This window comes from Tenacibaculum agarivorans (assembly GCF_001936575.1).
Taxonomy (GTDB): Bacteria; Bacteroidota; Bacteroidia; order Flavobacteriales; family Flavobacteriaceae; genus Polaribacter; species Polaribacter agarivorans.
Map to the genome: position 1 here is coordinate 29,879 of NZ_MSMP01000005.1, position 13,850 is coordinate 43,728.

A 13,850-nucleotide genomic window follows, 5' to 3' on the forward strand; every position below is an offset into this window, starting at 1 on the left:
CTCATTTTTTAATTAAGAGATTGCTTCAATCCGCTAGGCTTCTTTTGCAATGACCGTTAATGAAAACAATTTAAAACACATATTTACTTATGTATGAGCTTAATAAATTCAACCAGAAATTAAGAATTAAAAACTAAAAGATTTCATAATCTAATCTTCTAATCATTGAATTAGGAAATCATTGAACTAACTATATGAACATAGTCGACCAAAATAAAGCATTAATAGCCTTAGAATATGCGTTAGAAAATCATTCGCAGCTAATTGACAGCAGAAGCGAAATTGATAATCTAAACTTTTTGGTCAATTTTTCATCGCTAATCAATTTTTACGATGATAAGAATGAAATCAATGGAGATTGGCGACCTTTTTTATTGAAAGATCCTGAGTTTTTATTGGCTTCTATTGCCAAAACTCCTTTCAAACATATGTATTCGTTGTTTTTGCAAACCTGTGCAACACTTGATCAAGCTCTACATTCAGAAAATATAGCTGAACTAACGGATAAAATAAGTACTTGTTTCAAACAATTATTCTATCAACTATTACAAGTTTTTCACTTACTAGAACGCTGGATTTATTTCATGTTACAATGCCCGATGGTATATAATTTGAAAAGTTATATCATCAAAAACGTAAAAGAACATTACAGTCAATATTTGTGGGCTATTCTTTGGACAAAACAACAATTACATCATAGTAAACAAGTAGTGGGCATAGAAAATGTAAACATGTATTTCTATGAATTCTACGATGAAAAAATATGGAAACGAGGCAAAGGAGAACGACCTTTTACGTTGTTAGGACTCCAATATCCAATAACAGATAATTCACTTGAGATCATTTTTAAAGGACTGAAGGATGTCGGAGAAAAGATATTTACATTTTTAAATAGTATTGTAGAATATGCGCCTTTAGAATTCAAAGCTGTAGCAAAAAAAGAAGATATTTACCCAGATACTTTACTACTGAAAACATTTACAAAGCTGATGCATGTGTATAAACGTCAAGTAAATGGTTTAACAAAAAAGCATTTAGACTTTTATTACAAGCAAATTTTAAAAGAACATAGAACACCCGCAAAAGCAGACGAGGTATTTGTAGCCCTAACTTTAGCAGATGAAACCACCGTTTTTGAGCTTCCAAAAGCCACACAGTTTAATGCAGGAACATATGAAGATGAAACCCCTATTGTATTTGAGTCTATTGATAAAACTTCTCTAAATCCAGCAACAATTTCAGATGCGTATACACTCACAAAAACAAAAACAGCCAATGTAGAGAAACTCTATTTAGTTCAACAAGAGGATGTAACAAGTATTCAAGAAAATGAACAAGGTCAAATTCAAAGCTGGAAAACCTTTGGTTCAGATATCGTAAGCAAAGACAATCAAGTAGGTTTAGGTTTTGTATTAGCTTCGCCTATGTTATATCTAACAGAAGGTAAGAGACGTATCTATTTAAAATATACTTTCGAAGAAGAAATTAAGGATCTAACTTTTTTCGAAAACGGAGTATATTCTTTAAGTGGGGAAGAAGAATGGTTTACAATTCCTTCTGATACTATCTCATTTTCATATGGAGATAAAGGCAATCTACAACTAATAATTGCAATCAAATTATCATTAGCCGATCCAGCGATTGTAGCGTTTACAGAAAGTCCTGAAGGATTAGCAACTACTTGGCCTATGTTTCGTATGTACTTTTCAGAGTTTACAAATTTGGCATCACCATTTGTTATTAAAGAAGTAACAATTGATGTTTCAGTAACTAACTTTCAGAATTTTCAATTATACAGTGATTTTGGTCTATTAGAAACTGAAAAACCATTTCAACCATTAGGACCAACACCAGAGCGAAATCAAAATTTTATGATAGGAAGCTCAGAAATCTTTAGCAAACCTGTTACCGATTTTTCTTTTCGAATGGATTGGGATAATCTACCGGAGTTAGGTTTTGTTATCTATTATGAACAGTATAATAAATATGCAATGGGTTTTTATCAAACCCCGCCAGTAAATGAAGGAGATTCTTTCTTATTAAGAATATGGAAAGGTATAGGTAACTTATTTTCTAATGAAGCTAAAAAATTAGAAAAAGCGCTTAAAAATGTGGAAAAAATCATCAAAAAATGGGACGATAAAGAAGAGAAAAAAGTTGAATCACTTTTAAAAGACTTAAACCAAATTCTCAAAAAACTATTACCTAAACAAGAAAAGAAACGCATACTAATTTTACAAAGCATAGAAAAAGTAGTCAATACTTGGTTATTGAGTGAAGAGGAGTCAACCATAGAAGAATTCATACAAGAAATAGAAAATATCATCACAACGTTGATATTGGAAGGAATCATATATCGAGTACCATTTAATGACAAAGCTTTTAAAGTAGACTTTCAAATCCTACAAAATAAACAATGGTTACCAGTTAAAATGGATACCGATACTTCTATTTTTGACGAGATTTGTAAAGTAACCAATGAAGTTACAGAACTAACACTTTTCCAAGGAGTACCAGATGTAGGAGAAACAGATATTTCAACGTTTTTAAATATTAATGCTTCCGTGTCTATTGAAGTATTATTAGCTATCAAAGATATTTTTAAAGCGACTGTTTCTTTTGAAACAATTACAGGATTAATTTTTAAAGATACCTTAAGCATTAAAGGTTTATTAAGTGTAGACAATAGATTGGATGTTGGTGCTTTTTTCAAATTAAAAGATAAACTTTCATTTGCGTATGTGCTAGAGAATCAAGATTCTATTCGATTTATAGATGTCATTGATTTGAAATTGCATTTAAAAGCAAAAGATGTTTTTACTGTACATAGTTCAGTCACTGTAAAAAACACTTTACAAATTGAAGCACATTTACAACGTTTAGGAATTTCAATTAAAGAAACTACACTTGAAGAGCTGGATTTCCAATTGAATAAAATTTTAACAATTAATACTTCATTAAGCTTTTATGATGTAATAGAGATCAATAAAAATATATCATTAAAAGAAGTTTTGAATGGAACTAAACAAGAACTATTCAAACTAAAAAAAGGAGTATCAATAGCAGATTTTTTTGAAGACAATCTTACAACGTTTCCATTACATTTTTCAAGTTCATTTGCATTTGAAAATATCCTAAATGAAAAACAAACGATAAGAACTTCAGGAACTATTTTTATAGACGAAACGATCCAAATAAGTAATATACTTAATGTAATAAATAAAGGAAGTTTTAATAAAGCTTTTACGGTTGATTGTTTATTTATTGAAAATCAAGATCAGGATACATTTGAAGAGTTATTGAATTATAGTGTTTTTGAAACAACAGCTCTATCTGCGGTACAAAACACAATTGATCCTACCATTCAAAATTCACTATTAGAATTTTCAGATACCACTACAACAGGTTTCATGCGCATGCAATTAATAGCACCAAAGGAAGGGTTTGGAGCAACAATGTATCCAAAAGTAGTTAGTGCAATTGCATTGTATAATGCTGATTTAATAGCCAAAGCATTTAATGGAGAAGAAGTAAAACTAGAACAAGAAGCAAATGAACCATATACGCCAATAGTAGGATTATTCAAAGGAAATTATTCAAGTACAGTAACGTATACCTTTTCAAAAAAAGACACCTATCCTGTAACTTGTTTTTACCAAGACGTTTTTAAAGCCTATAAAGTATATGATAGTACGTTTGATGAAGAAAAGAATGAAGAAATCTCCAATGGATTTCCAGGAATCTTACCAAAGTATACATATAAAGGTGCTTTATTTTTAGGATTAGAACAATTGATAGCACCTTCGGAAGTTGGTTTTTATTTTGAATTAGCACAAGATGCAGCTACAGCGGAAAATACGATACCAGATGTCTCATATGAGTATTTAACAAAATATAGTTGGAAAGAATTACCCGTTTTTTCAGATACAACCAACGGGTTCAGTTGTTCGGGAATTCTTACGACAAATGTTCCGTCAGATATTTCTGATGTACATAGAAGTATGCCCAATGAAAAATATTGGATTGAAATAGGAGTAGGTAACAATCCAGATAGTTATTGTCCTACATTATTTTTAACTACAAATGGAGTTAAGCTTAAAAGAACAGGAACCGAATTTAAAACCAATTCAGAAAAACCAGAAATACCTGCAAATAGTATAGAAACTACAGAAGAAGCAGTGCCACAAATAGCAACTGTGGTGCAACCTTTTGCTTCTTTCAACGGAAAATCTTTAGAAACTCAATCAGCATTTTATAAACGTGTAAGTGTTCGCTTAAAAACAAAAGATAGAGTAGTAACCTATCAAGATTTTTATAGCGTAATTAAAGCTCAATTTCCAGAGATCTATTATACAAAACAAGTATATGATAAACCTTTAAAAACTACCAATGTATACCTCGTACAAGAAGTAGGGAATTCAAAAGATGCTAATGCGTTTACACCTTTTGTAAATGGTTGTATAAAAGATAAAGTACAACATTATTTAGAAAAGAAAGCATCGCAATTTGCCAATGTTTTAGTGTCTAATTGCACATTACGCTATTTAAAGATTAAAGGAACTGTTACAGTTACTAAAGGGAAATTACCAGAAGGAGTGGCGAATAAAGTTAATGTTGGAATTAATGTGTTTTTATCACCTTGGATTAAAACAGTTCAGGAACAAATAACAATAGATTCAGGAGTAAGTGCAGCCCAAATTTCAGAGTTTATTACCAGTTATAAATCTGTAACAAGCATTAGTAAGTTGTATTTGTATTTAGGAACAAAAAATATAAGTACAGGGGTAATTACATATGAATCAGCACCATATCAAATTATTACTTCCAAAGATTTGAAATCATCTGATGTATTAGTTCCTTCATTAGATTATTCAGAATTAAACTATTCGGTATGAAAGAAGTAAAGAATTACATAGAAGAGAATACATTACCTCTTGAGTTAAATTTTGTAGACTTACGCGAGAAAGCACTGGCATATATTCAACGTCATAACGATGGAACTTGGACAAACCTGAATCAGAGTGATCCTGGAGTTACCATTTTAGATCAATTATGTTTTGCACTTACGGAACTCGGTTATTGTAATGATTTTCCAATAAAAGATATTCTAACAGATAGAAAAGGAAATTTAGAAATTAATAACCAATTCTATTTACCTGAAGATATTTTAACAACTACACCAGTAACGATTAATGATTTTAGAAAGTATGTAATAGATCAGGTAAAAGAAGTTGTGAATGTACAGATAACACCTGTTCAGAGTAATCTGTCTATTGTAAATGGCGTGTACGAAGTAGAAGTATTGATAGACCCGAAGATTGATACTGCTAGAGAAGTACCAATTGTTACCTATAAGAACAATGAAGAAATTATTGTTTATAAAACCGTTTTAGAACTCATTTTAAACAATACATTTTTTGTACTTAATACCTGTAGAAACTTAGGCGAGCTATTTCTGTACCCAACGCAATTAGTTTCTGAACCTCATTCTGTCTATGGGAAATTAGAAATAGCTTATGAGCAGGATATAGATGCCGTTGTTGTAAACATAGAGTATGCTATAAATAATTATGTTTTTCCTGAAGTAAAACAAGAAGGTTACGATAAATTAAAGCTGGCAGGAAAAACTTCCAATGAAATTTTTAATGGGCCAAAACTTCAAAATGGATGGATTTTAGATCACAATTTGAGAGAAAAAAAGAATACGATTCAAGCTTTTGAATTGGCAGAAGTCATACAAAATGTTTCAGGTGTTATATCAGTATCCAATGTAGCTTTTAATAAGGAGGGAACTTTGTTAGAAGTTAATTGTAAAGAAAAACAACTATTAGTTTTCGATTTTATAGAAGCAATAAAAGATCAAAAAAAGGAAATTGAATTTTTTAGAAAAGGTAGAGAGGTTAATAGAAGTATTACTAGAGACATTATTCAAGAGCTTTCTAATTTGACTCAACCAGAAGAGCAAATATGTAAAGTATCTACTGTAAAAATGTATCCAACTATTCCTAAAGGAAATTATAGAGACATAGCAAGTTATTATTCAATTCAAAATACATTTCCTGAAGTATATGCAGTAGGCGTAGAAGGAGTAAGTTCTAATGCAACTGCTTTTCAAAGAGCACAATCGAGACAATTAAAAGGATATTTAACATTATTTGATCAAGTGCTAACCAACCAGTTTATGCAATTGGCAAACTTAGGAACTTTGTTTTCGTTTGAAAATGCCATTACTGGTGATCCAGTAGATAGAGATCAATTCTATAGACTGCAAAACTGTTACGAGAAAAAACATCAACAATATCCAGCACCTTATCTCTCGTTTTCTCCAACTTACTTCTACCAATCTTTATATGAAACGGTACCACATATTCGTCCACTATTACGAAATTTTAGAAAACACGAATATAGTTACGAACCAACTCCTGCAGAGCAACTTATTTATAACGGCTGGAGTGATTATAAAGATGATCCATACAATTCATACATCTGGGGATTGATGTATTTTATGGAAGATGAAAACATAAATATTGAAAGAAGAAACAAAATTCTAAATCACTTATTAGCCAGACACGGACAATCTCCTGAAGTTATCGATAGAACTATTGAAGGAAGTATTTATTCAGGAAATACAAAAAAAGATCAAGTAATTATAAAAAGTCTGTATTTACAAAACTTAGGGTTCTTATCTTATTATAGAACTAAAGCTTATAACTTTATTGGAGCAGGAAAGTTAAGAATGAAATATGTAGAGGAATCTCCAGAATTGCCAACAGTTTTTTATAACAAATTAAAGCATAAACTAGTACAAGGACATCAGAAAGATTTTATTTTTAAAACTGTAGAAATTAACAAAGCAATGCAGTTAAATGCATCTGATTTTATTGATTTCTCTGCCGTTGAGTTAAAGTTGAATTTGCTTTTTTCCTTAAATGCCTATTATCAAGATTATCTAATTACTACCAATAGTTCGTATGCATACTGGCTGTTAAAACGCAGAAAAGGATTGTTATGTATTGAAATGGACTTATTAATAGAATCGGCAGATTTTGAGATTACGCTTACAGAAGATGGAATTGATATATTCTGGATTATTACAGAAAAACTATCTTATAGCGATGTATTAAAAATAGAAGGCTTACTTAAAAAAGGAGCCACTATTGATGAGCTAAGGGACAATTATACATTTGAAAAACTTGAAACATTTGATATAGATGCGCAAGAGTTTAAAAGTATAATCAGTTCATCTTGCAGCTGGCATATTAAGTTAAAATGGGGAGCAAACTTACAATTACCAATAGATAGTCCATTGTTAATCAATACATTGTTGTTTATTTTTCCATCATTTTTTATAGCCAAAGAAGGTGTTAAAATTCCTGATTTTAAAAAAAGGCTCAATTATTTTTTACAAGGAGATTTACCTATACAAGTATGTTATGAAAGCTATTTTCTAGAGGATGACAAGCTGAAAGAAGTAATAATAGCATATACCAATTGGTACAATAACTTACGATTCGATCAGGAAACAGGAAATCTACATAGCCCAGACTTAGTAACCAATGCAATCACTTTAATTGAAGTATTGTTAACCTTAAATCCAACTTCGAATGATTAGCCTGAACCATCATATTGTATCGCGTTGTTTTTGGCAAACCTCTTTTGATAATAAGGAAGGAGGAGAAATGATACAGAACGAGATTAGTAACTGGAGTGAGCATTATATGCCAAGAGAAATGAATGCTGTTTTTAATTCGATGTGCTCTCAATATCACAGTTTGCAAATCAAATCTCTAACCATTGATTTGGGAGAAATTCCTATTGAAAATTTAAAAGAAGAACTTACATATAAATTCAGAATAAAGCTACAAGAACAGCTTAGAGAACTCATTTTAAACCCAAATAGATTTGAAAAAGAGGTTGCCATTTTAAAAGGAGAAGAAACGTGGATGTTTGTATTGCATCACTTTTTAATGCAGGGTATCGTACCATGGAATTATTCAGAAAGTAGCGGCAATATCAATCAAATAGTTAGTACGCAATTACAGGAAAATAGAGAAGCTGTGATTGAAATGATTCGAAATGTTGCTACGGAAGAACTAGTAAGAAAGAGAATTGCATGGCAATTAAGAGAAACACATATTAAACAAATAATAACACATATTGAAAAAGGAAATTACAACTACATTATTGAGTTTTCTAAAGAATTTACCAAACTACAAGAACGACAAACCTTAGTAAAAACGGGAATTCAAGATTTTAAAAAGAATCTTTGGTTTTGGATTTTAAATTACTTGTTTGTAGAGCGAGGTAGCATGTTTAATAAGGTTGAATTTGTGAGAAGTAATATTCAGCAAATGGCAAATCATTTTAACATGGAATACAACGAGTTATTTGCCTTAATAGAAAATGCTGTTGATAAACTGCATCAGCAATCGTATATTAAGAGTAATTTTATCACCATACTTACTATTTTGGCTCACAAGCAGTCCAAAATTATTTCTAATACATATGCTAGTAAAAAACAACTAGAAAGAAATTGGCGTTTGCTACATTACTATTTTTCTTCTGCTAAAAATAGAGAAACAACCTATCACAAAGAACAATTTAGAGTATTGGTACAAACCTTGTCTATACTCAATCCTTCACAATTCAATCGAATTATCAATTCGGTCACAAATACCACTATCAATTGGCAAATGATAAGTAAAGATTTACAAGCGGATAATTTTAAAATTCTATTAGAAAATCAATCTGAAGAAGCTACTAAAAAGATCATAGAATTAGTATCACAATTGAAATTTCTGGAATTACAAAAACACTTTGGCTTTGATGAAAATTGGTTGATGAGTATTGGTTTTCAGTTTTTAAAACAGTATAGAGGACAGACATTTTCTACTAAAAAATTCTTTAATTATTTTATAGAAAAACTAAGCAAAACCAAAAGTAATAGCAGACAAGAAGTTCTAGAAAAAATTATAAACTTAAATCTATCGAGTTCTAAAAAAAGTACAGAAGCAATTACGGTGTTTAAAGAGTTTAAACAAATTTATACCACTACAGTTTTACAAACTGTTCCAAAATTCTCAAAGAAAAAACTAGTAATTATTCTTAAAGATTTACAAGAAGTATTACAAACTACTAATCAAAACTTACTAGCAGAAAAATACTATAAAATTATTCGTATTTGGATTCAGGAACATGCACAAGAAGTTTGGAATGCTCTAAAAACATATAAAGACAAAGGATTTGTAATAAAAATAGTGTCTGTACTTTTCAAAACAGCAACGGTTAAGGAATCAATATTGAAAAAAGTAGTTTCAAAAGAATTACAATTTCTAAAAAAACTAGAAACAAGTATTGACAAAGTACTGGAGCAAAAAAAAGAAGTTTCACAAGCATTGCACGAATTCAAAAATCAATTATTTGTAGAAGGAGCAAGTATGTTAATTTTTAAAGATGCTAAAAGTACTTCAACACTAGTGAAAAAACTATTTGCGCAATTGTTAGCAAAATACGATGCGAATTACGCTATAGTTATCAAAGAAACTTTACAAGATATTATAAGCCATTTTCAAGTAACGCACCACGGATTTTCAAGTACACAGCAAAAAGAATTAAATGTATTTATACAGACGTTTTCAGAAAATACTTCACTTGATTTTTTAATGGAGTACATAGAGAAAGATCCGTATAAACAAGAAGAAGTTGCAGCTATTTTACAAGAGTTGGTGTACAGTAAAAATATTGTATCTCCATCCTTTAAAAAGCATGAATATAAAATAGCGAACTATTTACTAAAAAATGCGCCTACTGTTTTTGAAGTATTTCAACAGGAATTTATAAAAACATATCAGTTTATACTTCAAGGAGATTTAGTATCACAAATAAAAAAGAAGTTAGATATTTTTTACTGGCAGTGTCTAGCTGATTACACAAGTTATAGAGGAGATAAAAGTAAGTTTTTAGTACAGCTTTTAGAAGCCATTAGCTATGAGTTTGATCTAAAAATACCAGAATCAATAGCTGAAAAGGATGTCAATTTTTATGTAAAAGAAAAAGTTGTTACTAAGCACTATAAAACTTCAATGTTGTACAATTTATCTTCTGAAGAAATAATTAATAGTATAAAAAAAGCGATTCAAGAAGGAAAAACAAATCTACAGATACAAGAAAGAACAATAGAGTTACAAAAATTAATACAGATTGTTTTAAGGCAATATCCTCAAGAAATTCGTGAACTATTTCAAAAAACTTCATTTACACGCTCTGAAAAAATATGTATACAAACAATATTTTCTTTTGAAGAGTTGGTAACGCGTATAGCTAAAGATAAAATGAGCAGCAGCTTTAATAGTACCACTAAAGCAATCCATATACTATACAATCTAGTTACTGAAATAGGAGGTAAGCAAACAGAAGAAAAATTAAAAGAATTGTTTTGGAGTAGTTTATGGGAAGTCATAAAAAATGAGCAAACTAAACAAGAAGAAGTAAAACGATTAACAATTTATGTTTTAGAAAAATTGTATCAGCAAGAAGGAATTACTACACAGTACATTTTTGAGAAGCTGGAAGATAAAAATTCTAGTATTCCTTTAATATTAAAACAAGTTTTAGTGGAACAAAGTACCATTTTTCAATTATTAAAAACACCAAAAAAAGTGGAACCTAAGGAAGTATTAAATATTTGTGAATCAAAAGGACACTTAACAGAATTAGCGCACGATCTTTTAATATCTAATAAAATACCTTCTTGGTATACACAAGAGAAACCAACATCTGTAAAACAATTACTTCATGATGTATTACAAGTGTATCCCTTAACGATTGTAACGGTATTAAGAAAAGAATCCGCAGGAGCAAAAACAATACAAAAGCTTATTGCTTTTACAGATATAGCTGAAATAGTAAAGCAAGTGCATCCAGAGAAACAATTAGTGTTAGATGGGATACAAAAATTATACAAAGCTATTTCTAAGAGTTTTAATCGGAAAATTTCTAGCAAAGAAATACAACAAATTCTTTATGAAAAACTTTTGCAATGTTGGCAAAAAGACCAATGGAGGCCTCTTGAGGTAATTCATTTTTGGAAAGAATTATTATGGGAGCTATCTGCTAAAAGGTCACTTGAAGAAGCACATTTTTTTGAAGTATTTGATGACATAAAAATACAGTTACCAAATGCAATGCAATTAGCATTTAACGCTTTAAAAAAAGAAAGGAATCAATATAAAAAGAGAGAAATAGAAACTCAATACCAAAAAATACAACAACTAACTATGAATGAAAATAAAATAATATCAGAAGGAATTAAAGTCCCCAATGCAGGAATGGTACTTTTAGATAGTTACTATCCCATACTATTTGAGCGATTAGGGCTCACATCCAATACTAAATTTGTATCAAAAGAAGCACAACTAGATGCAGTTCATTACTTACAATATGTAGTAACCGGACAAACACAAACAGAAGAACAATTATTAGCATTAAACAAGTTATACTGTGGTTTATCTTTTGAAGAACCTGTAAAAGAAGGAATTCAACTTAGTAATGAAAATCGTCAATTGATAGATGGAATGATTCAATCCGCTATTTCTTATTGGGACGCTATCGGAAAAACAACCGTTGGAGGGTTTAGAGGAAATTGGTTAGTACGAGAAGGAATGTTAACTGAAGAAGAAGATCGTTGGAATTTAACAGTAGAAAAAAGACCCTACGATGTTCTATTAGAAAAATCGCCTTTTACATTTTCCATTATCAAATACCCATGGATGTCTAAGCCATTACATGTAACATGGCCTTATTAAACGAATTAAAATGAAATATTAACTAAAATAATTTTTTTATGAACTCTTATAATGAAAATTTGCAAGCTAGCGTACTTTCATCGTTAAGTGAGCAAGAATTAAGTATACTAAAAAACAAAGCAAATTTTGATGCTTCTATGTTTACGTTATACTACGCAGAGGGAGCTCGAATTACAGCTGCTGAGGAACTACAAATTGCCAATCAAAATCAAGCATTGCAACAATTAATTTTAGAGCAAATGACTATAGATAGTGATGTGTCTACCAATACATTGTCTTCTGTAAATTTATCAAATCAATTCATTACGCAAACTGTTAGCAATACTGCCGTAGCAGCAGCTAATGTACAGATTGCAGCCAACGCTATTTTAAAATTGGCAAGTGATGTAGGAAGTATTTTTAGTATGGTTAGTGCTGCCGATTTTGATACAGAAATTTATGATCAAAGTAAGTATGCAAATACATTGATGAATGGTAAAAACCCAGAATCAAGAGGAACAGCTTATTTAGCAGAAAAATCATCACAACTAGGTATGGAAGCTTCAGCAACTGTGGCAGAAATCCCATCAGCAAGTTTAACCTCTAAAGCAGAAAGTACTGACGCTTCCATTAAAAGTTTATTAGAAGTAGTAACTAAGGATTACATTGCCATTTCAGAGGTAGTAACTGCAGATACAGAAGCATTAGCAGCTGCAAATACTACAGAAAAAGCGGCAGAAGGCGATTTAGAAAGCAAAGGAAGTGTTTTAAAATCTTCTGTGGAAGCATACAGATTAAGTAATCGAGAATTAAATCATAATTTAAGAGTTAAAATTCCAGATCAGCCAGGAGATGCAACGAATTATACGGTAACTTTTAACCGATATAGAAGTCCGTTTAAATATCAAAAAACTATTCCGGGAGTTGCAGATGAAAATAGAGAAACAGGGTATCCAGTACAAGATTACTATCTGTTTTTAGTAAAGAACAGTAGTAAAGAAATCTTCTCTACATCGGATGCCGAAGGTTTAATTGTTGAGCCAGAAGATGCTAAAAAGTACATTAAAATTAAAGGCACAGATGCTAAGAAGTATTCAGAACAAATTTACTTATCTGATTTAAAGGATACTGACGGGGATGATATGAAATTAGGAGAACGTTATGTGATTTTTCTATTTGCTGTATTTGATAATTCATACAAAAAAATAATAAACACGTTTGATGATTATCTTTCTGCACCATCGGCATATTTTGAATTAAAAAATAGGTTATCTGCTCCAAAACCACATGATGGTACCAATATTACTGTTAAAGATAATACGTTGACGTTTTCAGTAAAAGAAGTATCAACATATAAAGTATCGTATCGATGTATATTCTTACCCAACAATCCAGATTTAGTTAAAGGACTACTAACTGTAGAAGGCTTACAAACAGTGGAAGATCAAACAGAAGCCTTAGATGAAATTTTCTCAAAATACAATCCAGAAATAGAAAGGTTAGAAGCGGAAATCAATACGGTTTCATCTAAAGAGTCAGGAATGGAACCACAAAAGTCAGATAATTTAGCCAAACAAGAAGAGGAAGGAATCTCTGATAAAGAGGTAAAAGCATTACAAAAAGAATACAAAGAATTAGAGAAAGTTCATATAACCATACAAGAAGAATTAGCGCTTTTAGAGGCAGCTTTAGCTGTGGTTAAAAAAGAAAAAGCAGATGCAATGAGTGAAATAGAAAATCCAAAGCATATTAAACCAGGGTTCTTCTTCAACAAAACGATTGCAGATGGTTTAGAGTTAGATAGTTATGCTGTAGCAACTATAGATTCAGAAAAAAAAGGTGAAAGTGAAACAAAGTATGAGTGTTCTTTAGAGATTGATCTAACAACTACCGATAACTTCGGAAATAGTTTAATTAAAGGAAATTCATATATACCTGTTGTATTAGCAGTTCCTCACGAAGAAGCAGCAAAACAGTTTATTAGTGATTTGTCTGATTTCCAAAAAACAGAAGATTTTAAGTATGAACCAGAGTTAAAAGAATAATTAACCTCAATTAAAAAATATC

4 protein-coding genes are annotated in these 13,850 nt (G+C 30.6%); all 4 read left to right on the plus strand.

Annotated features, from left to right (window positions below; translation table 11 throughout):
• Positions 1-194 precede the first annotated feature (194 nt).
• From BVC87_RS04995 to BVC87_RS05010, 4 genes are read left to right on the plus strand one after another with little or no spacing between them, the layout of a single operon-like run.
• Positions 195-4,895 carry a hypothetical protein gene (locus BVC87_RS04995; protein WP_075341260.1) on the plus strand — a complete coding sequence of 1,567 codons (4,701 nt, stop codon included), beginning with the start codon at positions 195-197 and terminating at the stop codon, positions 4,893-4,895.
• The gene (locus BVC87_RS05000; protein WP_075341261.1) at positions 4,892-7,612 is read left to right on the plus strand and encodes a hypothetical protein; all 2,721 of its coding nucleotides are present in this window, start codon (positions 4,892-4,894) and stop codon (positions 7,610-7,612) included. The genes BVC87_RS04995 and BVC87_RS05000 overlap by 4 nt, the downstream gene beginning before the upstream one ends.
• Positions 7,605-11,804: a contractile injection system tape measure protein gene (locus tag BVC87_RS05005; RefSeq protein ID WP_075341262.1), complete on the plus strand. Its 4,200-nt coding sequence runs from the start codon at positions 7,605-7,607 to the stop codon at positions 11,802-11,804. Before BVC87_RS05000 ends, BVC87_RS05005 begins: the two co-directional genes overlap by 8 nt.
• A gap of 38 nt (positions 11,805-11,842) precedes the next feature.
• Entirely contained in the window at positions 11,843-13,828 is a 1,986-nt protein-coding gene (locus BVC87_RS05010; RefSeq protein ID WP_075341263.1) for a hypothetical protein, read from the plus strand.
• Positions 13,829-13,850: the final 22 nt, after the last annotated feature.

Coding starts and splice junctions, on each gene's coding strand:
- BVC87_RS04995 (WP_075341260.1), top strand. CDS start 195: ATGAACATAGTCGACCAAAATAAAGCATTAATAGCCTTAGAATATGCG.
- BVC87_RS05000 (WP_075341261.1), top strand. CDS start 4,892: ATGAAAGAAGTAAAGAATTACATAGAAGAGAATACATTACCTCTTGAG.
- BVC87_RS05005 (WP_075341262.1), top strand. CDS start 7,605: ATGATTAGCCTGAACCATCATATTGTATCGCGTTGTTTTTGGCAAACC.
- BVC87_RS05010 (WP_075341263.1), top strand. CDS start 11,843: ATGAACTCTTATAATGAAAATTTGCAAGCTAGCGTACTTTCATCGTTA.